The organism is Micromonospora peucetia, from assembly GCF_900091625.1.
In the GTDB taxonomy this organism is placed as follows: Bacteria; Actinomycetota; Actinomycetes; order Mycobacteriales; family Micromonosporaceae; genus Micromonospora; species Micromonospora peucetia.
The window spans coordinates 1,832,011-1,853,116 of sequence record NZ_FMIC01000002.1 but is presented as its reverse complement, the minus strand read 5'-3'; the positions used below and the strand labels follow the sequence as shown (position 1 = coordinate 1,853,116).

The 21,106-nt window shown below is 73.6% G+C and carries 22 protein-coding genes and 3 tRNA genes; 12 read left to right on the top strand and 13 right to left on the bottom strand.

Annotated elements, in window-relative coordinates; translation table 11 throughout:
* Nucleotides 1-25: 25 nt before the first annotated feature.
* Together GA0070608_RS08695 and GA0070608_RS08690 are read left to right on the top strand one after the other, a co-directional pair.
* The gene (locus tag GA0070608_RS08695; protein ID WP_091624711.1) at nucleotides 26-865 is read left to right on the top strand and encodes a DUF8083 family protein; all 840 of its coding nucleotides are present in this window, start codon (nucleotides 26-28) and stop codon (nucleotides 863-865) included.
* A gap of 251 nt (nucleotides 866-1,116) precedes the next feature.
* Nucleotides 1,117-1,326, top strand: a complete 210-nt coding sequence (locus GA0070608_RS08690) for a BldC family transcriptional regulator (protein WP_007073996.1) — start codon at nucleotides 1,117-1,119, stop codon at nucleotides 1,324-1,326.
* 89 nt (nucleotides 1,327-1,415) lie between these two features.
* On the opposite strand, the gene GA0070608_RS08685 is transcribed toward GA0070608_RS08690, so the two are convergent.
* Nucleotides 1,416-1,814, bottom strand: coding sequence for a PPOX class F420-dependent oxidoreductase (locus tag GA0070608_RS08685; RefSeq protein ID WP_091624708.1), 399 nt, complete (start codon nucleotides 1,812-1,814; stop codon nucleotides 1,416-1,418).
* Nucleotides 1,815-1,868: 54 nt separating this feature from the next.
* On the opposite strand from GA0070608_RS08685, the gene GA0070608_RS08680 reads away from it, so the two are divergent.
* Entirely contained in the window at nucleotides 1,869-2,648 is a 780-nt protein-coding gene (locus GA0070608_RS08680; RefSeq protein ID WP_091634663.1) for a class I SAM-dependent methyltransferase, read from the top strand.
* Nucleotides 2,649-2,755: 107 nt separating this feature from the next.
* On the opposite strand, the gene GA0070608_RS08675 is transcribed toward GA0070608_RS08680, so the two are convergent.
* A complete protein-coding gene (locus GA0070608_RS08675; RefSeq protein ID WP_091624704.1) occupies nucleotides 2,756-3,052 on the bottom strand; it encodes a hypothetical protein in 297 nt (98 codons plus the stop codon).
* 161 nt (nucleotides 3,053-3,213) lie between these two features.
* Between GA0070608_RS08675 and GA0070608_RS08670 the strand changes: the two genes are divergently transcribed.
* Both GA0070608_RS08670 and GA0070608_RS08665 read left to right on the top strand, forming a co-directional pair.
* Nucleotides 3,214-4,071 carry a 3-hydroxyacyl-CoA dehydrogenase family protein gene (locus GA0070608_RS08670; protein WP_091624699.1) on the top strand — a complete coding sequence of 286 codons (858 nt, stop codon included), beginning with the start codon at nucleotides 3,214-3,216 and terminating at the stop codon, nucleotides 4,069-4,071.
* On the top strand, nucleotides 4,068-4,811 hold the full coding sequence (locus tag GA0070608_RS08665) for an enoyl-CoA hydratase/isomerase family protein (RefSeq protein ID WP_091624694.1): 744 nt from the start codon (nucleotides 4,068-4,070) through the stop codon (nucleotides 4,809-4,811). Before GA0070608_RS08670 ends, GA0070608_RS08665 begins: the two co-directional genes overlap by 4 nt.
* A 63-nt stretch (nucleotides 4,812-4,874) precedes the next feature.
* On the opposite strand, the gene GA0070608_RS08660 is transcribed toward GA0070608_RS08665, so the two are convergent.
* Complete coding sequence (locus GA0070608_RS08660) at nucleotides 4,875-6,224, bottom strand: ABC transporter substrate-binding protein (protein ID WP_091624691.1); 1,350 nt, start codon at nucleotides 6,222-6,224, stop codon at nucleotides 4,875-4,877.
* Nucleotides 6,225-6,379: 155 nt separating this feature from the next.
* On the opposite strand from GA0070608_RS08660, the gene GA0070608_RS08655 reads away from it, so the two are divergent.
* Both GA0070608_RS08655 and GA0070608_RS08650 read left to right on the top strand, forming a co-directional pair.
* Nucleotides 6,380-6,769 (top strand): hypothetical protein, encoded by a 390-nt coding sequence (locus GA0070608_RS08655; protein ID WP_091634660.1) that lies wholly within the window; start codon nucleotides 6,380-6,382, stop codon nucleotides 6,767-6,769.
* Nucleotides 6,770-6,810: 41 nt separating this feature from the next.
* Nucleotides 6,811-7,518, top strand: a complete 708-nt coding sequence (locus tag GA0070608_RS08650; protein ID WP_091624688.1) for a DUF2786 domain-containing protein — start codon at nucleotides 6,811-6,813, stop codon at nucleotides 7,516-7,518.
* 144 nt (nucleotides 7,519-7,662) lie between these two features.
* On the opposite strand, the gene GA0070608_RS08645 is transcribed toward GA0070608_RS08650, so the two are convergent.
* On the bottom strand, nucleotides 7,663-8,181 hold the full coding sequence (locus GA0070608_RS08645) for an SRPBCC family protein (protein ID WP_091624686.1): 519 nt from the start codon (nucleotides 8,179-8,181) through the stop codon (nucleotides 7,663-7,665).
* Nucleotides 8,182-8,486: 305 nt separating this feature from the next.
* Here GA0070608_RS08645 and GA0070608_RS08640 point away from each other — a divergent pair, with 305 nt between their 5' ends.
* Both GA0070608_RS08640 and GA0070608_RS08635 read left to right on the top strand, forming a co-directional pair.
* Nucleotides 8,487-9,653, top strand: a complete 1,167-nt coding sequence (locus GA0070608_RS08640; protein ID WP_091624682.1) for a hypothetical protein — start codon at nucleotides 8,487-8,489, stop codon at nucleotides 9,651-9,653.
* Between the two features lie 296 nt (nucleotides 9,654-9,949).
* Nucleotides 9,950-10,276 (top strand): hypothetical protein, encoded by a 327-nt coding sequence (locus GA0070608_RS08635; protein ID WP_091624678.1) that lies wholly within the window; start codon nucleotides 9,950-9,952, stop codon nucleotides 10,274-10,276.
* 177 nt (nucleotides 10,277-10,453) lie between these two features.
* Here the strand turns inward: GA0070608_RS08635 and GA0070608_RS08630 are convergent.
* The 8 genes from GA0070608_RS08630 to GA0070608_RS08595 form a co-directional block, all read right to left on the bottom strand.
* Nucleotides 10,454-10,527, bottom strand: a tRNA-Phe gene (locus GA0070608_RS08630).
* A gap of 98 nt (nucleotides 10,528-10,625) precedes the next feature.
* Nucleotides 10,626-10,702, bottom strand: a tRNA-Asp gene (locus tag GA0070608_RS08625).
* Between the two features lie 33 nt (nucleotides 10,703-10,735).
* A tRNA-Glu gene (locus tag GA0070608_RS08620) sits at nucleotides 10,736-10,808 on the bottom strand.
* A gap of 153 nt (nucleotides 10,809-10,961) precedes the next feature.
* Nucleotides 10,962-11,759, bottom strand: a complete 798-nt coding sequence (locus GA0070608_RS08615; protein WP_091624674.1) for a polysaccharide deacetylase family protein — start codon at nucleotides 11,757-11,759, stop codon at nucleotides 10,962-10,964.
* A gap of 75 nt (nucleotides 11,760-11,834) precedes the next feature.
* Nucleotides 11,835-12,785, bottom strand: coding sequence for a MerR family transcriptional regulator (locus GA0070608_RS08610; protein ID WP_091624671.1), 951 nt, complete (start codon nucleotides 12,783-12,785; stop codon nucleotides 11,835-11,837).
* Nucleotides 12,775-13,395 (bottom strand): isopentenyl-diphosphate Delta-isomerase, encoded by a 621-nt coding sequence (gene idi / locus GA0070608_RS08605; protein ID WP_091624667.1) that lies wholly within the window; start codon nucleotides 13,393-13,395, stop codon nucleotides 12,775-12,777. The genes GA0070608_RS08610 and idi overlap by 11 nt, the downstream gene beginning before the upstream one ends.
* A 34-nt stretch (nucleotides 13,396-13,429) precedes the next feature.
* On the bottom strand, nucleotides 13,430-14,908 hold the full coding sequence (crtI, locus tag GA0070608_RS08600) for a phytoene desaturase family protein (protein ID WP_091624663.1): 1,479 nt from the start codon (nucleotides 14,906-14,908) through the stop codon (nucleotides 13,430-13,432).
* A gap of 30 nt (nucleotides 14,909-14,938) precedes the next feature.
* Complete coding sequence (locus GA0070608_RS08595) at nucleotides 14,939-16,087, bottom strand: polyprenyl synthetase family protein (RefSeq protein WP_091624660.1); 1,149 nt, start codon at nucleotides 16,085-16,087, stop codon at nucleotides 14,939-14,941.
* A 64-nt stretch (nucleotides 16,088-16,151) separates the two neighbouring features.
* Here GA0070608_RS08595 and GA0070608_RS08590 point away from each other — a divergent pair, with 64 nt between their 5' ends.
* Nucleotides 16,152-17,090 carry a phytoene/squalene synthase family protein gene (locus GA0070608_RS08590; protein ID WP_091624656.1) on the top strand — a complete coding sequence of 313 codons (939 nt, stop codon included), beginning with the start codon at nucleotides 16,152-16,154 and terminating at the stop codon, nucleotides 17,088-17,090.
* A gap of 71 nt (nucleotides 17,091-17,161) precedes the next feature.
* Here the strand turns inward: GA0070608_RS08590 and GA0070608_RS08585 are convergent, their stop codons facing one another.
* Complete coding sequence (locus GA0070608_RS08585) at nucleotides 17,162-18,226, bottom strand: serine hydrolase domain-containing protein (RefSeq protein ID WP_091634656.1); 1,065 nt, start codon at nucleotides 18,224-18,226, stop codon at nucleotides 17,162-17,164.
* A 93-nt stretch (nucleotides 18,227-18,319) separates the two neighbouring features.
* Between GA0070608_RS08585 and GA0070608_RS08580 the strand changes: the two genes are divergently transcribed.
* Entirely contained in the window at nucleotides 18,320-19,795 is a 1,476-nt protein-coding gene (locus GA0070608_RS08580) for a dihydrolipoyl dehydrogenase family protein (RefSeq protein WP_091624652.1), read from the top strand.
* Between the two features lie 112 nt (nucleotides 19,796-19,907).
* Nucleotides 19,908-20,909 carry a LacI family DNA-binding transcriptional regulator gene (locus tag GA0070608_RS08575; protein WP_091624649.1) on the top strand — a complete coding sequence of 334 codons (1,002 nt, stop codon included), beginning with the start codon at nucleotides 19,908-19,910 and terminating at the stop codon, nucleotides 20,907-20,909.
* Nucleotides 20,910-21,106 lie beyond the last annotated feature (197 nt).

The following is a 21,106-nucleotide window of genomic DNA, read 5'->3' as shown; positions in this document are numbered from 1 at the left end:
TTCCAATTCGTGGGAGGATCGCGCCGTGCCGTCGCTCTTCGCTTCATACCTGCGCGTGTACGAGCCGCTGACCGCCTTCGACCGGGACCGCCAGGCGTACTGGCGGCGCTACGTCGAGCAGGGGCGGGCGGTGGCACCGGTGGAGGGCCCGGGCCGGCAGCGGTCGTCGGTGCTGGAGGCGCTCGGCGCCGGCTGGACCAGGCTGCCCGACCTGCCGGACGAGGCGTACGTCCTGGAGACCGACGAGAACCTGCTGGTCTGCCCGTGGAACCTGCGCATCCGGGTGGCCGAGGCGGCGCTGAGCGCGCGCGACGGGGTGCCGCCGGTGCTGGCTGACGCCTTCGTCCCGCCGGTGCTGGCCGGTCAGGCGAAGGCCGCGGTGGAGGACTGGCGCAGCGGGGCACGGGTGTTGGAGCACGGCGTGCCGCGGGTGCACGAGCAGACCGCCACCTGGGGCGTGCCGCTGCGCTGGTTCGTGCTCTTCGAAGCGGAGGAGCGGCACCACGTGACCCGGCCAGGGCGACGGGCGCTGCGCTACCGGACGGAGATCTCCAAGGCGCGACGCCGCTCGTCCCGGGCCCTGTCGGTGCTGCGCAAGTCGATCGGCGACGCGCCGATCACGGAGGCGGTCGAGGAGGCCGCCCGCTGGCTGGAGGAGTTCCACCCCCGTTCGTTGGTGGAGCTGGACTACGGCGGCCTGGTCGAGCTGCTGTCGGACGAGACGCTGGCCGCCGACGACTCGCCGGAGCTGGTGGCGAAAGGGCTCGCCGGGCTGTCCCAGGGCGAGGCCGAGGAGGCCTCGGCGGCGTACGACAGGCTGGTCGCGCGCTGGCGCGCGGTGCAGTTGCTGGAACGGTGCAACTGATACGAAACCGCCCAGGGAGCGCTCCCAAGTCGAGGCGAGTTCGTAGTTGACGCATCACGAACCGTGATCATGAGTCCGAATAAGGTACTTTCTACCGTGTAAAAGACGCATAAATCGGGCATGGTTCATCCGTCCGTCTAGGGACGTTCGGCCGTTCGGCCCATGTCGGACATCGGGGACTAGCCGGACCATGGGAGACGCGTCGGCCGGCGGGACCCCGGCCGATGTCTATACATGTGGAGGAGTGACCGATGGCATCGCGAACGCACGAACCAGAGCCGCTACTTACACCGGCCGAGGTGGCGTCGATGTTCCGTGTCGACCCGAAGACGGTGACCCGGTGGGCAAAAGCGGGCAAGCTCAGCGCCATCCGCACGCTGGGTGGCCACCGTCGATACCGGGAGTCGGAGGTCAGGGCGCTGTTGCAGGGGCAGATCCCGCAGCAACGTCAGGGAGACTGACCAGCCGGGAGTCAGACAGGTGTGACGGAGGGCGACGGACATGGTCCGCCGCCCTCCGTCGTGTCCGGGTACCCGCTGGCGGGCGCGGATCAGGCGCCGGTCGGCGGCCGGTCCGCGAGGGCGACCCGGATGCCGACCGTCCCGCCCTCGCCGCGACGCAGCCGGCTGCCGAGCAGGCTGAGCCGCCCGATGAGCCGGTACTTCCGCTTGATCAGGTCGCGTACCCGCCGGGTGCCGGCCGGGTCGCAGAGGGTCGCGTGGGCGGCGACCGCCTCGCCGTGCGGCCGGCCACGGACGTCACACGGCGCCACCAGGACGTCGCCGCTGCGCCGGATCCGCTTCACCTTGCCGGCGTCCGCCGCCGACCATACCGCCAGCGCGTCGCCGTCGCGCACCGCCCAGACCGGGGTCGGCACCGCCCGACCGTCCTTGCGGAAGGTCGTGAGCAGGATGTACTTCTCCGCGCCGAGGCGGTCCAGGGTGGTCACCCCGCCAGGATACGGCCGGTGCGGCTTACTGACCGGCCGGATAGCGTGAAGCCCGTGACGGCGGAGCCACAGATCGGTGACGTGTTCGGAGAGATGCTGCGCGACGCGTACGCCGTGGCCACCGGGATCGGTCCCCGCCCGCTGGCCGGCGGGCGGCTGCCGCGACCGGTCATCGAGATCATCGAGCGGGACGACGGGCTCATCAACGGCGCACCCGCCGCGCACTACCTGGACGGGCCGGCGGACTGGCAACCGTACGACCACCGGGCCGTGGACCGGGTCCGGGGCGCGACCCTGGACGTCGGGGTCGGGGCGGGCCGGATCGCGCTGCTGCTCCAGGAACGGGACGTGCCCGTGACCGGGCTGGACACCTCGGCCGGGGCACTGGCCGTCTGCCGCCGCCGGGGCGTACGCGAGCTGGTGCACGGCACAGCCGCCGCGCACGTGGCGGACGGGCACCGCTACGACACGTTCCTGCTGCTCGGCAACAACGTCGGCCTGCTGGAAGGGCGGGAAGGGGCACCGGCCCTGCTGGCCGCGCTCGCCGCGTTGGCCCGGCCGGGGGCCCAGGTCATCGCCCAGGGCACCGACCCGTACGGCACCCGGGACCCGGTGCAGACGGGCTACCACGAGCGCAACCGGCGCCGGGGACGCTTCGGTGGGCAGCTCCGGCTCCGACTGCGCTACCGGGAGCTGGGCACCGAGTGGTTCGACTACCTGGTCTGCTCCCCGGACGAGCTGGCCGAGCTGGTCCGGGGCAGCGGCTGGCGACTGACCGACGTGGACGATCAGGACGCACCGTACTATCTGGCCACCCTGCGCCTCGCCGGCTGACGTCCGGGCCGGCAGTCCGGCGGTGGGACCGCGCCCGACGCGCCGGACGGCACAGCCCCGGACGCCGACGCCGGGCTCCCGCCAGTCGCGGGAACCCGGCGGAGGTCTCAGACCTGGACGGTCGGGGGGAGCGGCTCGGGCGGCAACCCGCCGTCGCCGTCGACCACCTCGTCCGGGGTGCCGTCCTCGTCGAGGTCGACCATCGTGATGTCCACCTTGCCGTCCCCGTCGGTGTCGAACTGGAACAGGTCGGGCTTGCCGTCCCCGTCGGTGTCGGCCACCCAGACGTCGGTGCGGCCGTCGTTGTTGGTGTCGGCGCGCAGCAGGTCGACCCGCTCGTCTCCGCGGGTCTCCACGGTCTCCGCGGCGTCGGTGGCGTGCACGGTCTCCGGTGCCTGGCTCATCTGGCCCGTCCTTCCCTCGGTTGAGGGCCGTGGTACCCGATCCGCCGCGCCCCCACGCATGCCGGGGAGAACGCCGCTGCATAGGGTCGGCCCATGAGCGAGTGGAACGGGCGGCGAGGCGCGGGTCAACCCCGTCCCGCCACCGGAGACCGGGAGGCGTCATGAGCGACCGCTTTGTCGTCGTCGGGGCCGGCACGATGGGGCTCGGCATCGCGTACGTGGCGGCCGGGGCCGGGCACGCCGTCGAACTGGTCGAAGTGGACCGGGAGCGGGGCGCGGCGGCCGTCGAGCGGCTCGGGGAGCTGTGGGACCGGGCGGTGGCCCGCGGCAAGCTGAGCGCCGACCAGGCCGCGACGAACCGGGGGCAGGTGAGGCTGCGGGCGGGGCTCGCCGAGGTCGCCGAGGAGCCGGCCGTGGTGGTGGAGGCCGTACCGGAGCGACCGGACCTGAAGCGGGCGGTGCTGCGCGAGGCCGAGACGTTGCGGCCGGCGCTGCTGGGCAGCAACACCTCCAGCATCCCGATCGCCACGCTGGCCGAGGGGCTGGCCCGACCGGAGCGCTTCCTCGGGCTGCACTTCTTCAACCCGGTCTGGGCGATGGCGCTGCTGGAGGTCGTGGTCGGCCCGGCCACCGCCGAGGGGACCACCGCCGAGGCGGTCACGCTCGCCGGCCGGTTGGGGAAGGACCCCGTCGTCGTACGCGACATGCCGGGCTTCGCCACCTCCCGGCTCGGGGTCACCCTCGGGCTGGAGGCGATCCGGATGGTCGCCGACGGGGTGGCCAGCCCCGCCGACATCGACAAGGCGATGGTGCTCGGCTACCGGCACCCGGTCGGCCCGCTGGAACTGACCGACCTGGTCGGGCTGGACGTGCGGCTGGACATCGCGCGCACCCTCCAGGCCGCGTACGGGGACCGGTTCGCGCCGCCGCCGCTGCTTGAGGAGATGGTGGCCGCCGGCCGCCTGGGCAAGAAGTCCGGCCAGGGCTTCTACCGCTGGGAAGGCGGGCAGAGATCATGAGTGGGCTGCGGATCGAGGAGCATCCGGACCGGCTGGTGGTCACGCTCGACCGGCCGGAGAAGCGCAACGCCATCGACGCGGACCTGATCGCCGAGCTGCACCAGGTCTGCGCGGACCTGGAGGCGCGGCCCCGCCTGCTGCTACTCACCGGCGGCACCGAGGGGATCTTCGCCGGTGGGGCGGACATCGGGCAACTGCGCGAGCGGGGCCGGCTGGACGCCCTCGCGGCGATCAACTCGGCGGCCTTCGCCCGGATCCGGGCACTGCCGATGCCGACCGTGGCGGCGGTGGACGGGCCCGCGCTGGGCGGGGGCGCCGAACTGGCGTACGCCTGCGATCTGCGGGTCTGCACGGCGCGGGCGGTGTTCGGCCAGCCGGAGGTCCGGTTGGGGATCCTGGCCGGGGCGGGCGCGACCCACCGGCTGCCGGCGCTGGTCGGTGAGGCCCGGGCCAAGGAGCTGCTCTTCACCGGCCGCCGGGTGGACGCCGAGGAGGCGCTGCGGATCGGCCTGGTCAACCGGGTGGTGGCCGAGCCCGCCGAGCTGCTGCCCACGGCGCACGGGCTGCTCGACGAGATGGCGAAGGGGTCCGCGCTGGCGCTGCGGCTGACCAAGCTGGCGGTCGACGCGCCGGCAGCCGCGCACCCACACCTCGACCTGGTCAGCCAGGCGGTGCTCTTCGAGGACGAGGAGAAGCACCGGCGGATGACGGAGTTCCTGGAGCGGCGACGCCCCCGCTGAGTTCTGGACGGCGACGGCCGCACCGGTCACCGGTGCGGCCGTCCGGGTCCGACGGGTGGCGGCTCAGTGCCGGATCTGCACCCCGGCGTCGGCGAGGCCCCGGATCACCTGCGCGGACTCCGCGAAGCCGATGATCAGCACAGCCTCCGCACCGAAGTCCTTGATCTCCTTCGCACCGGCGGTGAAGTCCACCGGGCTCGCCTTGGCGTCGGCCGGCGGGTCGTAGGTCAGCAGCTTCAGCCGGTCGCCGCCGATGCCGGCCCGTTCCAGCTCGGCCCGGACGTTGCCCTGGAGGCCCTTGCCGTACGAGTCGTTGCGGGCCACGATGGCGATCTTCTGCGGCCCGTCGCGGAGGATCACGTCGGCCAGCGCCCGGCCCTGGAGGCTGTCCGGCGGGGCGGTGCGGAAGTAGAGGCCGTTGTCGTCCAGCTCGGTCAGGCTGGCGTCGGTGTTCGACGGGGCGAACAGCACCTTCCCGGCCGCCACAACCTGGGGAAGCACCTCGCGGGAGATGCCGGAGGCGCCGGCGCCGATGATGACGTGGACGTTCCGCGCGACGTGGCTGGCCACGGTGGCCTTGGCGATGGCCGGGTTCGTGCCGTCGTCCCCGTCGATCCAGACCACCGGCTCGCCGAGCACCCCGCCGGCCGCGTTGATCTCCCTGATCGCCAGGGCGACGCCGGCGGCCATCGGCGGGTTCGCGAGGGACAGGTCACCGGTCTGCGGCATCAGGCCGCCGATGACCAGCGGGGATCCGTCACTGCGGTCGGTGCGGCCACCCCGCTGCTTCTTTCCCTTCGGCGGGGCCTTGGTGCTCGCGGCCGACTCGTCGCCGGCCCCGACGAACTCCGTCTTGCCGTCGTTGAGCTGCTGCCCGTCGAAGTGCAGGGTGGCGTAGCTGGCGGTGGACGGCTCGCCGGCGTCGGTGAAACCGGCCCGGGTCAGCGAGACGCTGCGGTACTCCACGTCCTGACCCGCCCGTGCCAGGCTCAGGCACTCCACGGCGGTCTCACAGCGCTGCCCGCCGTTGGTGACGCCGACGATCTGCTTCGCGATGGCGGCCGGCTCCGTCGTGCCCGCGAGTTGGGCGGCGATCGCGCTGATGAGCACCGCGTCGTACGCCTCGGCGGCGTAGGAGAAGTCCGCCAGCTTCGGATCGACGGACCGGAGCCGGTTCTTGAAGTCCTCCGGCAGGGGCGTCAGCGGCGTGGTGCCCTTCATCCCGTCGACGAGGTCGGCGCGGTCCTTCAGCTCGGCAGGATACGAGTTCAGCATGTTGCCGTCGATGCCGTAGAGGCGCACCTGGTGGGTGGTCGCCTCGTCTGGCTCCTCGGTCCCGCAGGCGCTCGTGGCGAGCAGGAACGTCGCGCAGGCAGCCAGGGTGGCCGCCCGCGAGGCGCGTGACTTGAACATGGTCGTCCTTCCTCCGGCGAAGGTCCGCTGCGCACATTAGCGTGCCGAGACGTGCGGTGGGACCACGGAGGCGGCTCAATCCGCAGGTCGTCCGCCCTGACTACGCAATGTCACCGCCGGCGGGTGGCTTGACCCTCCCCTCTACCGTGCTGTGGGTGACGGACTCACCACAGCAGACGTTCGACGACGCGACCGCCGTGCTCCGTTCGGCGCTGGCCGGGGACGGCGACGCGGTGACGGTGGCGTTCGACGAGGTCGTCGACCGGTCCGGCCTGGCCGGCGCGTACGGGGTGGCCTGGTGCCTCGCCGCGACGATGGTCGGCGATCCGGTCCCGCCGGGCACCTGCGCCCTGGACTTTCCCGGCATCGACGAGGCGGGCTACGACACCCGCTGGGTGGCGCGCTTCGTCAGCGCGTACGCCAACGCCGACGACGACACCGGCGAGGCGCTGTTCGGGGCGGCGGCGGCCGACGGGCTGCTGCCGGAGTGCCTGCTCACCCTCGCCGGCTCGACCGTGGCGACACTGCGTAGCCGGGCCGCCTGACCGCTCCGGCGAGGCCAGCCGGGCGTGACAGGCTGAGTGGCATGTCCGACGCCATGCTCAGCAAGGTACGCAAGCTGCTGGCCCAGGCCGAGGACCCGGCCTGCACCCCCGCCGAGTCGGCCGCGTTCACCGCCAAGGCGACGGAGTTGATCGCCCGCTACGGCGTGGACCGGGCGCTGCTTGCCGCCCGGGACCCGGCCACGGACCCGGTGGGCGACCGCGTGGTCGACGTCGTCGCCCCGTACGCCCGGGACAAGGCCGGCCTGCTGGCCGCGGTCGCCGATCCGCTGCGGTGCCGCTGCGTCCGCCGCCAGGAGGGCGCCGGCTTCGCCATGCACCTGTTCGGCTTCGCCAGCGACCTGGAACGGGTCGAGCTGCTCTTCACGTCACTGCTGGTGCAGGCCGCGCACGGGCTGGCCGGCGTCGAGGTGCCGGCCGGCGCGCATGTCGCCGCCTTCCGGCGCTCCTGGTTGGCGGGCTTCGCCCAGGTGGTCGGCGTGCGACTGCGTGCGGCGGAGGCCGGGGCGGTCGCCGAGGCGGGAGCACCCTCGATGGCGCTGGTCCTGGCCGACCGTTCGGACCGGGTCCGGCACCGCGTCGCCGAGGTGTACCCACGGCTGCGTACCGCCGCGCCGCGTCGGCTGGCCGGCGGCGGGTTCGGCCGAGGTGCCGAGGCCGGCCGCCGCGCCGAGCTCGGCGGCCGGGGTGTCACCACCACGCCGGGCGCCCGTCCCGGCATCGCCGGCTGACAAGCCGGCCATCGGCGGCTGTCGTGCCGGCGGGCCGTGTGCCGTCGTGCTGGTGGCCGGCGGCCGGTGGGCCGTCGTGCCGGGGCCGATGAGGGCGTCGTGCCGGCGGGCGGTGGGCGGCGTGCCAGGGCCCGGTGGGGGCGATCAGCCGGCGTCGCGGTCGGCCACCCTGGCGGCGTAGCGGGTGAGCAGTTCGTGCCAGCCGGCGGTCAGCGCCTGCCGGTAGCCCTCCGCGGCCTCGCCGTGCCGGTCGAAGTGCCGGTGCTCGACCTCCATCCGGGTCCGCTCCGGCCCTTCCGGGTGGAAGAGCACCTCCACCTCGCTCGCCTTCGCCGGATCAGGCACCGGCGCCCGGTCGGCCCCGATCTGCCAGGTGAAGACCAGCCGCTCGGGCGGGTCCCAGGTCAGCACCCGGCCCCAGTCGCAACGGAAGCCGTGTGGGCCGATCTCGTAGAGCATGCCGCCGGGGCGCGGCTCCATGCCCAGGTCGGCGAGCTGCTCCGGCCCGGACCAGGTGTATTCCACCACCCACCACTGCGCCAGGGCGCCGGTGAACACCTCGAACGCCCGCTCCGTGGGGGCGGGGACCAGGAGGGCGCTGCGCAGTGCGAACTGTTCGGACTCCTGCCGGATGCCGGCCGGGTCAGCCATCTCCCGTCCCATCAGCCATCTCCCGTCCCATAGGCCCGGACGATACCGGCTGATGCCCGGGTGCGCAGCTCTGTGTACTGGCCGGTATCAGGGCACCGTCCCGGCCGAATGAAAGGAAACGCCACATCCTCCTTCCGTACGCCGGACCGCAGAGCCCTCGCCGGCGACGCCGACCCGTGGTCGTGCGGAGCGCCTGGGTCGGGTCACCGCCCTCGGCGGCTGCCGCCACCACCCCCGGGCGGGATGTTCGGTCGGAAAGCGGGTACCCGCGCCGGACGGTCCCGGTCGGCCCGGCCGGAGAATGCGGAGTGGGGAGTATGAGCGAGAACGCGCAACAGCGGGATCCGGACCGGGACGGCGGTCGATCGAACCGGTACGACGGGGAGGCCGAGCCTGCCCGCCGGGACGCAACGGCGGAGCACGCCGGTCGGGGTGGGACGGCGGAGCGTTCCGGTCGGGGTGGGACGGCGGAGCGTGCCGGTCGGGGTGGCGAGGCCGAGCCGGACGTCCTGCTGGACATACCGAAGGTGTCGGTCGACTCGATCCGGCTCGCCGTGAACGGGCTGGACGCCGACCTCTCCCTGCGGACCCGGCTGGCCAACCTGCTCCAACTCGACGCCGGGGTCCGGGTGCACCTGGAGGGCGTCGAACTGGACATCACCGGGGTACACGCCGAGGCGCTGCTCAAGGTACGGCTGGAGAAGCTGGTGGAGATCCTCGACCGGGCGCTGACCACCATCGACCGCAACCCGCAGGTCATCGAGGCGTTGTCGCGTACGGCGACGGCCTCGCTGGACGACGTGAACCGGGCGACGCAGCAGGTGGCCAACCTGGGTGAGCAGCTCACCGGTCCGGTGGAACGGGCCGGCGGCCCGGCGGAGCAGCTCGCGGGCACGGTGGAGCGGGCGGGCGGTGCCACCGACGATCTCGGCCAGCAGGTGGGTGCGATCGGTGCGGTCGCCGACCAGCCCCTGCGAGGGCCGGGCGGCCCTGAGGAACGGGAGCGCGGCCAGGCTGCCCCGGATCAGGGTGGGCAGCCGTCGGGCGGCGAGCAGGGCGGGGAACGGCCGGGTGGTGAGGAGCGCGGCGGGCAACGGTCGGGTCGCGAGGAACGCGGCGGGCAACGTCCGGATGATGGCGAGCAGGGCGGGCAACGGCCGGGTCGCGAGGAACAGAGCGCGCGGCAACCGGGCGGTGAGAGGGTCGGCGGAGCCGGGGGCGGTGGGGGGACGCCCGGAGAGGTGGGCGCGGATCGTGGCACCGGCGGACCGGGCGGTGGGACGGGAGCCGGACAGCGTGAGCCGTCGGGTGGTCCGTCCGAGGCGGGCCCGGCCGACAACCCGAGCCCCCCCGGTGGAGGTGGCGGCGCGCCGAGCGCGGCACAGCTCGCCGAACAGGCGGGGGAGACGCTGCGGCAGGCCGGCCGGACCGTCTGGGGGGCGATCCAGGACGGGATGGCCCAGCGCCGACAACAGCGGCACTGACGCCGCAAGGCGATCCCGACCCCCTCGGTCCGCGGCATCGCCGTCCGTCCTCACAGCTCGCCCGTTCCGCAGCGTGGCACCGTGCTCGTCGATCGTCGCCCCCACCACAACACGCCGCCGATCTTGCACTTTCCGCCCCTACTTAGCGGCTTTTGTGGGGTTTGCCGGGGCGCAAGGTGCAAGATCGGCGGGCTCCTGACGGGCCGGCCTGTCTCGACGTCGGGTCCGGCGAGCGGACCTGGCCGGTCGGGTCGGGCTCGTTGAGAGGGCTTGACTGCGGGGTGAAGCATGGGCGAATGAGCCTGGACGAGCCGGAACCGGTGTGGGTGGCCCTTCGCCTGCTGATCGTGGTTGTCAGCCTCTCTCTCCTCGTTTTGGGCGTCCGGGTTGCCGTGTCGCGGCGGGTTCCCGGGGTTTGGTCCCGCTTCGCGCGTCTGACGGAGAGTCAGCGGTCCCAGCCCGTCCGCCTCGGCGGCAACGTCGCGTTGCTGGGCGCGAGCCAGCTGGTGCAGCAGACGCCGTTTCTCGTTCCCGTGCCCCACCCGGTCGGAGACGCCCTGTTCGCGGTGGCACTGCTGCTCGTCGTGGCTGCGATGGCGTGGTTCGTCCTGGTCCGGCGCTAGTCGTCACCTGCGGCCCGGCCGGCATGTGCAGACAGGCCCGGCCGGGTGTGTGTAGACAGGCCCGGCCGGTGTGCAGACAGACCTGGCCGGTGTGTGCCGACAGGCTTGGCCGGAACGCAGAAACGCCGACCGGCGTTTCCGCTGGTCGGCGTTTCAGTAGCCCGGCGAAAGGCTATGTGGCCAGGGGCGGGGTCGAACCGCCGACCTTCCGATTTTCAGTCGGACGCTCGTACCAACTGAGCTACCTGGCCGTGTTGCTCGGCTCATGTTACCCGCACGGCGGGTGCTCCGCCGGGAGGGTCACATGCTCCGATACGCAGAACGCCGCGCAAAGGCGCGGCGTCAGCGCTGGCGGTCCTGACGGGACTTGAACCCGCGACCTCCGCCTTGACAGGGCGGCGAGCACTCCAACTGCTCCACAGGACCTAGCTTTTGTTGCCTCCGGCCGAAGCCGGACCGTGCCCCCAACGGGATTCGAACCCGTGCTACCGCCTTGAAAGGGCGGCGTCCTGGGCCGCTAGACGATGAGGGCGGCCCCGCCATCATTGCACACTCGCAACTTCAAGCGGACTTGCTCCCATCCGGCCCCGCCGGAGGCTTGGATAGCTTACGTGATGGTCGGCCCCGCGACCAAACCGGTATGGCCATGGCCGCAGCGACCCGTAAACCCGCAGGTCAGAGGGGGCTAGCGGAGTGGGGCGATGCCGTAGCGGCGCTTCAGATCGGTGATCAGGTGCGAGCAGGCGGCCAGCGTGGCCGCCCGATTGCCGCCCCCGTCGTGCAGCAGCACGACCGAGCCGGGCCGGGCTGCGGCGCGGACCCGCTTGATGATCGTCGCGGCGGTCGGCTTGCCCCAGTCCTGCGGGTCGACGTCCCAGTGCAACGACCGCATGCCGAGCTGCTTGGCGACCGTCACCACCTCGCGCGTCCACCGGCCGCCCGGTTGCCGGTAGAACGGCACCTTGGCGTCCGGCACCGCCGCCCGGATCGCCGCGTTGGTGCGGACGAGGTCCCGCCGGATCTCGGCGACCGGCCGTCGGGCGAGGTCCAGGTCGTGCTGCCAACTGTGGTTGCAGAGCTGGTGCCCCTCCCGCACGATCCGTCGGACCAGGTCGGGGTGACGTCGGGCCTGGGTGCCCACCACGCAGAACGTGGCGGTGACCCGGGCCGCCCGGAGGCGGTCGAGAATCTTCGGCGTCCAGGCCGGGTCGGGCCCGTCGTCGAAGGTCAACGCCACCGTCCGTACGCCGGTCGTGCGGCGCAGCCCCGCCGGCAGTTTGGCCGGCAGCGGGCGGACCAGGCGCCGGGGCGGGGTGCTCCGGGTCGGTTGCGGGCTGACCGACGGGGCTGGTTCGGTCGGCAGCGGGGCTGAGGCGACGGGGCTGGGGCCGGCGGCCGACCGGTCGGCCGTGGAGCCGTCGCCGCAGCCGCCGAGGAGGATGAGCAGGGCCAGACCGGAGGCCAGCACGGCGCGTGGGCGCATCGTTCGCTCCCGGAGGGGTCGGGGTCGGCGGACCTCCCGACGCTAGTGGACGGCGATTCGCCCCGACACTCCCGGTCAGTCCGGCGTGACCTGGTCCAGCGAGTCGCGTACGGCCAGCGCCAGCGAGACCGCCTCTGTGAGATCGACCGGCCGCACCACCCCGGCGGGCAGCGAGTCCGCCAGCCAGCCAGGCCCGGCGGCGAGCACCAGCAGCGGCCGGTGGGGCGCGGCGAGCAGGGCGTTGAGCTGGGCGGCATCGGCGGTGACCCGGGTGTGCGACCAGATCACCACAGCGGCCGGCCCGGTGCGGTTGACGGCATCGAGCAGCGCGGGCAGCGGCACCCGGGCGCCGAGCATCCGGCAGCCGACCCCGGCCTCGGCGAGCGCGGCGGCGAGCGCCTCCAACGGCAGGGTGTGCTGCTCCTCGTCGGCGCAGGTGAGCAGGATGCGCGGCGGACCGGCGGGCATGCCGGTCCGGACGGCCACCGCGAACGCCTCCGAGACGCAGCGCGACATCAGGTGTTCGACCTCGACCAGGGCGCCGGTGGCGGCGTGCCGCTCCCCGATGCCGAAGAGCACCGGGCGCAGCAACCCGTCCCAGGTGGCGACCACGCCGTTCGCTTGGACGGCCCTGGCGATCGTCTCGCCGATCGCCACCGGGTCCAGTCGCATGGCGGCGCGGGCCAGCCCCCGGGCCGCCGGTCCGGCCCGGCCGACCGGAATGGTCGACCCGCCGCCGTCACGGCCGTCGGCGGTGCTCACCCGTGGGCGTACGCCGGTGTCGGTGGGAACGGCGTCCAGCGTCCTGCCGGCCCAGCGGGCCGCCTCCGCCGGGGTGACCCCCTGGGCGGTGAGTCGCCGCATGATCTCCAGGCGCGCGAGGTCGGCCGGCGTGTAGCGCCGGTGGTGCCCGGGGACGTGCTCGCTGGGCCCGAGACCGTAGCGCTGGTGCCAGGTGCGCAGGGTGGTCACGGCGACGCCCAGCCGCCGGGCGACGGCTCCCGCGCTCAGCGCCTCATCGGCCACCCGACCGCTCCGCCGCGTCGTTCGCCGGCGGACCGGACGGGGTGACGGCCGGCTTCGACGGGCCGACGGTCGGCCCCGAGGGGCGCAGCAGACGGTTCACCACCCCGCCCAGCCACGGTGCGTACGCGCGGGGGTCGGCGTCGAGGTCGGCCACCAGCGTGACGGGGTCGACCCAGCGCAGCTCGGCCACCTCCGCCGGGTCGGGCAGCAGCGGGCTGTCCGGCCGGAACTCCCCCCGCAGGACGTGGTCGTACTCGAACTCCACCCGGCTGGTGGCCGGGTCCTCGGCGTAGTAGGCGTACACCCCGACCTCGGTCAGCTCGACCGGGCCGGCGCCGAGCTCCTCGCGCAGCCGGCGGTTGGCGGCCTCGACCAGGGACTCGCCCGGAGCCGGGTGGCCGCAGCACGAGTTGGCCCAGCGCAGCGGGAAGCGGGTCTTCACCGAGGCCCGCCGTTGCAGCAGCACCCGGCCGTCGGGGTCGACGAGCAGCACCGAGAAGGCGCGGTGGAGTTGGCCCGGGGGCTGGTGGGCGGCGGACACGGTGGTCTCGCCCCGCGTCCGCCCGGCGTCGTCGACGAGCTCGACGAGGTGGTTCTCGCGGGTGGTCACGGCAGGTGTCTCCCGGGTTCGAGGGCGAGGGCCATCAGGATCCCCCGGTGATGCGGCTGGCGGCGAGTTTGCCGGAGATGAGCACCATGGGCACGCCGACGCCGGGCTGGGTGCCCGAGCCGACGAAGACGACGTTCGGCAGCGTCCGGTGCAGGTTCGACGGGCGGAACGGGCCGGTCTGGAAGAGGCTGTGCGCGGCGGCGAACGGGGTGCCGGCGGCCATGCCCTGCTCCGCCCACTCGGCCGGGGTCACGGCCCGCAGCACCTCGACGCCGGCACCGAAGCCGACGTAGCCGCGTTCCTCCAGGGTGCCGACGAGCTGGCCGGCGTAGCGGTCGGTGAGGTCGCCCCGCCAGTCGAACGGTGCCCGTTCGAGGTTGGGCACCGGGGCGAGCACGTAGTAGGTGTGCCGCCCGGCGGGCGCCACCGTCGGGTCGGTCCGGCTCGGGTTGGTGACCAGCAGGGACGGGTCGCTCATCAGCTCGCCCCGCCGGATGACCTCATCGAAGGTGCCCCTCCAGGACCGTCCGAAGTGGATGTTGTGGTGGGCGATCTTCCCATACCCCTGCGTCGACCCGATGTGCAGGACCACGCAGGACGGGGAGTAGGTGAGCCGGCGCGGACGGGTCGGCGGCAGCAGGTCGCGGTAGGCGACCGGCAGGTCGGGATTGAGCACGACCACGTCGGCCGGGATCCGCTCGCCGTCGGCGGTCAGCACGCCGGTGGCCCGGCCGTTCGCCGTCTCCACCCGGGTCACCGTGGTGTCGTAGCGGATCTCGACGCCGTGCTTCTCGGCGGCGCCGGCCATGCCCCGGGAGACCGCGTGGACGCCGCCGCGCGGGAAGTAGACCCCGGCCACCGAGTCGAGGTACGCGATGACCGCGTAGATGGCCAGCGCGTCGTGTGGCGCGAGGCCGGCGTACATCGCCTGGAACGAGAAGATCCGCTGGGTGCGCGGGTCCCGGAAGAATTGGTTGATCTTCGTCTGGAGCCGGCGGAAGGCGCCGCCCGCCAGCAGCTTCAGCAGGTTGCCGGTGAGCAGGTCGGTGGGCGCGTCCAGGTTGCGCTCGATGAAGTCGGCGCGTTCCCACTGCCAGAGCTTGCGCGCGTAGTCGACGAAACGCAGGTAGCCGTCGGCCTCGCGGGGGCCGCAGACCCGGGCGATCTCGGCGGCCATCCGGGTGGTGTCGGTGATGACGTCGAGCGTCGAGCCGTCCGGGTAGTGGGCCCGGTAGGCCGGGTCGAGCGGGGTGAGGTCGAGCCAGTCGTCCAGCTCCTCGCCGACCGCGCCGAGCGCCTCGGCGATCAGGTCCGGCATGGTGAGCACGGTGGGCCCGGTGTCGAACTCGTAGCCGTCCACGCCGAGCCGGCCGGCCCGACCGCCCGGCACCGGTTCGCGTTCCAGCACGGTCACCTGTCGACCGCTGCCCGCCAGGTGCAGCGCGCAGGCCAGCCCGCCCAGCCCGGCGCCGACCACGACCACCCGGTCCGTACGCCCGTCAACGGTGCGCACGCGACCACCTCCTTGTTGCGAAGTTGCCCATCATGCCCGCCGGTCGGTGGCGGCGGTGGCGAGACCGGTGAGCGCGGTGCGCGTGGTCTCGTCGATCGACACGGTGTCGAGCGCGGTCAGCGCCTCGGCGATCCGGTCGGAGATCATGCGCTCGACCCGGTCGACCGCCCCGGTGTCGGCGACCAGCTCGGTGAGGCGGGCGACCCCCGCATCCCCGGCGCCGACCCGGTCCAGCGCGCGCCGCTGGGTCGGCGTGGCGAGCTGCCGGGCCAGCATCAGCAGCACGGTCGGCTTACCGGCGCGCAGGTCGTCGCCGGCCGACTTGCCGGTCGTCACCGGGTCGCCGTAGCTGTCGAGCAGGTCGTCGCAGAGCTGGAACGCCTCGCCGACGGCGAGCCCGTAGCGGGTGTACGCGGCGGACAGCGGGGCGTCGTCCCCTACGCCGGCCAGCCGGGCGCCGAAGAGCAGCGGCTGCTGCACCGTGTAGCTTGCGGTCTTGTAGCGGGCGACCCGCAGCGCCCGGTCGACCGACCAGTTCGCCGCGTCGCTCTCGCCGAGCACGTCGAGGTACTGCCCGGCGACGGTTTCCACGCGCATCTGGTCGTAGCAGCGCCGGACGTCGAGCAGTCGGGCCGGCGGCAGCGCGGCGTGTGCGAGGAGCCGGTCCGCCCAGACCATGCAGAGGTCGCCGATCAGCACCGCGACCGTCTCGCCGAACCGACGCGGGTCGCCCCGGTGGCCGGCGGCGGCGTGCCGGGCGGCCAGCGCCACGTGGACGGTCGGCCGGCCCCGCCGGGTGGCGGAGGCGTCCATCACGTCGTCCTGCACGAGGGCGAAGGTGTGCAGCAACTCCAGGGCGGCGAACGCCGGCAGCACCGGCGGCAGCGCGGCCACGTCGCCGCCCGCCCCGCGCCAGCCCCAGTAGGCGAACGCGGGGCGGACGCGCTTGCCGCCGGCCAGCACGCAGTCGCGGGCCGTCGCGGCGAATCCGCCCATCGCCGCGTCGATCCCGGTCAGTGCGTCGACCTCGCCGGCCAGGAAGGCGGCGAGGGTGTCTTCCACCGCCGTGACCAGGTCTTTCGTGTACGCGGCCAGGACCGCGCGGACCGGGTTGTCGCCTTCGGTCGGGCCGGCGGGGGCCACCCGGAGCGCATTCTCCGCAACTGCGTCGTTGGCCATGCGGCCGAGCGTACCCTAGGCTACGAGTTGCGTCGATTGGTGCGTCGATTATTGAGGAGGGCCGGTGGACACGGATCTCACCGCGGCCTATGACCACAGCCGTGAGCTGCACAGACGACACGGCCGCACCTACTATCTCGCCACCCGGCTGCTGCCCGCCTGGAAACGGCGACATGTGCACGCCCTGTACGGATTCACGCGCTACGCCGACGAGATCGTCGACCGCACCGAGGAACTGCCCCCGGCCGAGCGCGCCGCGCGCCTCGACGACTGGGCCGGCCGCTTCGTCGCCGGCCTGCACGGCGAACCGGTGGACGACCCGCTGCTCCCCGCCGTGCTGCACACGATCGCCGTCTTCGATCTCGACCGGGACGACTTCGCGTCGTTCCTCAGCAGCATGGCGATGGACCTGACGGTCACCTCGTACCGCACCTACGACCACCTGCTCGACTACATGGAGGGCTCGGCGGCGGTGATCGGCACCATGATGCTGCCGATCCTGGGCAGCTCGGACCCGGCGGCGGCCCGGGAGCCGGCCCGCCAGCTCGGCTTCGCCTTCCAGCTCACCAACTTCATCCGGGACGTGGCCGAGGACCTCGACCGGGGGCGGACCTACCTGCCCGACGAAGACCTGGCCCTGTTCGGCGTCACCCGCGAGGAGTTGGCCGAGGCGCGCGCCCGGGGCCGCTCCACGGCACGGATCCGGGAGCTGATCGCGTACGAGGTGACCCGCGCCCAGGCGCACTACGCCGCCGCCGCCCCCGGGATCACCCTGCTCGTGCCCGCGTCGCAGGCCTGCATGCGCACCGCGTACGCGCTGTACGGCGGCATCCTGGACGAGGTGGCCGCGCTGGACTTCGACGTCTTCGCCGCCCGGGCGCTGGTGCCGCGGCACCGCCGGCTGGCGGTGGCCGCCCGCGCCCTGCTCACCCCGGCCGGCACGCCGGTGGTGATCCCCGGTCCCGCCCTGATGCCTGGCCCGCTGACCGTGTCCACCCCGTGACGGTCTCCTGCCGCTGACCGCTCGCCCGGTCCGTCGTCGTCGCCGTCCGGCTCGATCTTGGAGACGCCCGGTCAGAGGCAGGAGTGCAGGGCGTCCGCCAGGGCTTCGACCCGGTCGTGGTCGGCCAGGTGGGAGGTGGCGTAGGCGAAGGTGTAGCCGCGCCCGGGATCGGCCCAGGCGGAGCTGCCGCCGATCCCGCCCATGCCCCAACTGCCGTCGGGCTCCCACTGCATGCCCAGCGTCCACCGGGTCCGCCGGCCGAGCAGCAGGTCGTCGCCGTCGTACTGGACCCGGGTCGCCTCGGCCACCAGCTCCCGGCTGAACAGCCGTACGCCGTCGAGGACGCCACCGGCGAGCAGGCCCGCGTAGAGGCGGGCCAGGGCGCCCGCGGTCGAGTGCAGGTTGACGGCCGGCACCTCGGCGCCCCGCCAGAGCGGACTGTTCACCACCGACAGGTCCCGGCCGCCGGGCGGGTTGTCCAGCGCCCGCGCCCACAGCGAACCCGGCTCGCCGGCCACCCGGTCCGGCCACCCCGGATCGCCGTACCGCAGCTCGGCACAGCGCCGCTGGTCCGCCCCGCCGAGGCCGAAGCCGAGATCCAGCCGCCACGGCCCGGCGATCTCCTCAGCCAGGAAGCGACCCACCGACCTCCCGTCGACCCGCCGCACCAGCTCACCGACCAGGTGCCCGTACGTCCAGGCGTGCTCGCCCGCGACGGAGCCGGGCGGCCACTCCGGCTCGGCAGCGGCGAGGTCGGCGCAGAGCAGGTCCCAGTCCGCGACGGCGGCGGCCGGCCGGGGCACCGGGAAGGCCGGCAGCCCGGCGGTGTGCGTCAGCACCTGGCGGACGGTGGCCGGGGCGCGGAAGCCGGGCCAGTGCTCGGCGACGTGGTCGTCCAGGTCGAGCCGGCCCCGGTCGACCAGCGCCAACAGGCAGAGCGCGGCGACCGGCTTGGCGACGGAGTAGACGTTCACCAGCGTGTCCGGCAGCCACGGCCGTCCCGCCGACCGTTCGCCGCCGAAGATGTCGACCACCGGTTCGCCGTCGTACCAGATCGCCAGGCCGGCCCCGGTCTCCCGGCCCTCGGCGAGCAGCTCGGCGAAGCAGTCGTGGACGGCGGAGAAGCGGGTGCGCATCCGGCCACGGTAGGAGGTCGCCACGCCGGTGGGCAGCGGATTTCCTCCAGTGACCGGCTGGCCGGCCGCCGGGCGGTGCGCGATGCTGGCCAGATGGCGGATCCGGAACTGGTGGACGTGGTCGTGGTCGGGCTCGGGGTCGGCGGCGAGGAGGTGGCCGGGCGGCTCGCCGAGGCGGGGCTGACCGTCGTCGGCGTCGAACGCGACCTGGTCGGTGGGGAGTGCCCCTACTGGGGATGCGTCCCGAGCAAGATGATGATCCGGGCGGCCAACGCGATCGCCGAGGCCCGCCGGGTCGACGGGCTCGCCGGCAGCGCCGAGGTCCGGCCCGACTGGGCGCCGGTCGCGAGGCGGATCCGCGAGGAGGCCACCGACACCTGGGACGACACGGTCGCGGTGGAACGGTTCACCGGCAGGGGCGGACGGTTCGTCCGGGGCAGCGCCCGGCTCGACGGCGCCGGCCGGGTCAGGGTCGGCGATCGGGTCTTCCAGGCCCGGCACGGGATCGTGCTCGGCACCGGCACCAGACCGTCCGTGCCGCCGGTCGACGGGCTGGCCGACACGCCGTACTGGACCAACCGGCAGGCGATCGAGGTCGAGGAACTGCCGGAGTCGCTGCTGGTGCTGGGTGGCGGGGCGATCGGGCTGGAACTGGCCCAGGTGTTCGCCCGGTTCGGCGTCCGGGTCACCGTGGTCGAGGCCCTGGACCGGGTGCTCGCCGTCGAGGAGCCGGAGGCGTCCGAGGTGGCCGCCGCCGCGCTGCGCGCCGACGGGGTGGAGATCCACACCGGGGTGCAGGCGGAGCGGGTGAGCCACGACGGGCGCGGCTTCACCCTGCACGCGACGGGCGGGACGGCGCTCACCGCCGAGCGGCTGCTGGTGGTGACCGGCCGCCGGGCCCACCTGGACGAGCTGGGCCTGGACACCGTCGGGGTGGACGCCGGCCGCCGTTACCTGCCCGTCGACGACCGGCTGCACGTCACCGAGGGGATCTGGGCGGTCGGTGACGTCACCGGTGAGGGCGCGTTCACCCACGTCGCGATGTACCAGGCGGGAATCGTCGTCGCCGACGTGCTCGACCACGTCCGGCGCGGCGACGGCGGGGCTGACCCCAGCGGCACCGCGAGCGTGGTGGGCGGGGCGGTCGGCGTGGTGAGCGCGCTCGGCACGACCGGGTCGAGCGGCTCCGCCGGCTCCGTGCCGCGCGCCGACTACCGGGCGCTGCCCCGGGTGACCTTCACCGATCCCGAGGTCGGCGCGGTCGGCCTAACCGAGCGGCAGGCCCGTGAGCGGGGCGTCAACGTGCAGGTCGGCCTCGCCGAGCTGTCGTCGTCGGCGCGGGGCTGGATCCACAAGAGCGGCAACGAGGGCTTCGTCAAGCTCGTCGCGGACGCCGACCAGGGCGTGCTGATCGGTGCCACCTCGGTGGGGCCGGCCGGTGGCGAGGTGCTCTCCGGGCTGGTGGTGGCGGTACACGCGGCGGTGCCGCTCGCCGAACTCCGGCACATGATCTACGCGTACCCGACCTTCCACCGGACCATCGAGGACGCGTTGCGCAACCTGTCCTGACGCTGCCCGAGCACGGCGGATGTCGGGTGGCGGGCAGATCGCGGCAGCAGGAGACGGTCGCCCGGCAGAGGACTGTTCATTTCTTTCACCGTGATGACGTACGATTGCGGCCGTGACGAAGCGGTTGACGGAAGTTGCCAAGAAGGCGGGCGTCAGCGAGGCCACCGTCAGCCGGGTGCTCAACGGCCGGGACGGGGTCTCCGAGGCGACCCGGACGGCCGTGCTGACCGCGCTGGACGTGCTCGGCTACGAGCGGCCGACCAAGCTGCGCGGCGAGCGTGCCCGGCTGGTCGGGCTGGTGCTGCCCGAGTTGCAGAACCCGATCTTCCCGGCGCTCGCCGAGGTGGTCACCGGGTCACTCGCCCAGCGTGGCTTCACCCCCGCGCTCTGCGCCCGGACCATCGGTGGCGTCTCCGAGATGGACTACGTGGAGATGCTCCTCGACCATCAGGTCTCCGGGGTGATCTTCGCCGGTGGCTCGTACGCGCTCGCCGACGCCCGGCACGACCACTACCGCCGGCTGACCGACCGGGGCCTGCCGGTGGTGCTGGTCAACGCGGGTGTGGACGAGTTGGGCTTCCCCCGGGTGTCCACCGACGACGCGGTGGCGGTGGAGCAGGCGTACGGGCACCTGCGCTCGCTCGGGCACGAGCGGATCGGGATGGTGCTCGGCCCGGAGGGGCACGTGCCGTCCCGGCGCAAGCTGGGCGCGATGGTCCAGGCCGCGGGCTGGGTCGACGGCTCGGCCCACGTCGAGCGCTCCAGCTTCTCCATGGAGGGGGCGCGGGTCGCCGCGACCAAGCTGGTCGAGCGTGGCGTGACCGGCATCATCTGTGCCAGTGACGTGCTGGCCCTGGGCGCCATCCGGGCCGCCCGGCGGCTGGGTCGTTCGGTGCCGGCCGATGTGTCGGTGGTGGGCTTCGACGACTCCGCGTTCATGACCTGCACCGATCCGCCGTTGACCACGGTGCGGCAGCCGATCGAGACGATGGGGCAGGCTGCGGTGGACCTGCTGGTCACCCAGATCGAGGGGGTCGGCGTGCTGCACGACGAGCTGCTGTTCGAGCCCGAACTGGTGGTACGCGGTTCCACCGCGCCCGCCCCCGGCCGCTGACCACCGTTCCCGTCGCCGATCGGCGGCACTGACCGACCATCCGGCCGCTGATCGCCTGCTCCGGCCGCCAGAGACGACGCTTCGGCCGTCGACCGCCAGTTCGCGGTCGGCGGCCGTTTCGTCGTTGCCGGCGCCGAGCAGTGGCGGCTCTGTCAAAATCTGTCATTGGTAAGTTGCATCCTTTCAAGTCTCTATCC

Excerpts from the sequence above, each read along its gene's own strand:
- GA0070608_RS08690 (WP_007073996.1), top strand. The coding sequence starts at position 1,117 with ATGGCATCGCGAACGCACGAACCAGAGCCGCTACTTACACCGGCCGAG.
- GA0070608_RS08675 (WP_091624704.1), bottom strand. The coding sequence starts at position 3,052 with ATGAGCCAGGCACCGGAGACCGTGCACGCCACCGACGCCGCGGAGACC.
- GA0070608_RS08670 (WP_091624699.1), top strand. The coding sequence starts at position 3,214 with ATGAGCGACCGCTTTGTCGTCGTCGGGGCCGGCACGATGGGGCTCGGC.
- GA0070608_RS08665 (WP_091624694.1), top strand. The coding sequence starts at position 4,068 with ATGAGTGGGCTGCGGATCGAGGAGCATCCGGACCGGCTGGTGGTCACG.
- GA0070608_RS08660 (WP_091624691.1), bottom strand. The coding sequence starts at position 6,224 with ATGTTCAAGTCACGCGCCTCGCGGGCGGCCACCCTGGCTGCCTGCGCG.
- GA0070608_RS08650 (WP_091624688.1), top strand. The coding sequence starts at position 6,811 with ATGTCCGACGCCATGCTCAGCAAGGTACGCAAGCTGCTGGCCCAGGCC.
- GA0070608_RS08645 (WP_091624686.1), bottom strand. The coding sequence starts at position 8,181 with ATGGGACGGGAGATGGCTGACCCGGCCGGCATCCGGCAGGAGTCCGAA.
- GA0070608_RS08640 (WP_091624682.1), top strand. The coding sequence starts at position 8,487 with ATGAGCGAGAACGCGCAACAGCGGGATCCGGACCGGGACGGCGGTCGA.
- GA0070608_RS08635 (WP_091624678.1), top strand. The coding sequence starts at position 9,950 with ATGAGCCTGGACGAGCCGGAACCGGTGTGGGTGGCCCTTCGCCTGCTG.
- GA0070608_RS08615 (WP_091624674.1), bottom strand. The coding sequence starts at position 11,759 with ATGCGCCCACGCGCCGTGCTGGCCTCCGGTCTGGCCCTGCTCATCCTC.
- GA0070608_RS08595 (WP_091624660.1), bottom strand. The coding sequence starts at position 16,087 with ATGGCCAACGACGCAGTTGCGGAGAATGCGCTCCGGGTGGCCCCCGCC.
- GA0070608_RS08585 (WP_091634656.1), bottom strand. The coding sequence starts at position 18,226 with ATGCGCACCCGCTTCTCCGCCGTCCACGACTGCTTCGCCGAGCTGCTC.
- GA0070608_RS08580 (WP_091624652.1), top strand. The coding sequence starts at position 18,320 with ATGGCGGATCCGGAACTGGTGGACGTGGTCGTGGTCGGGCTCGGGGTC.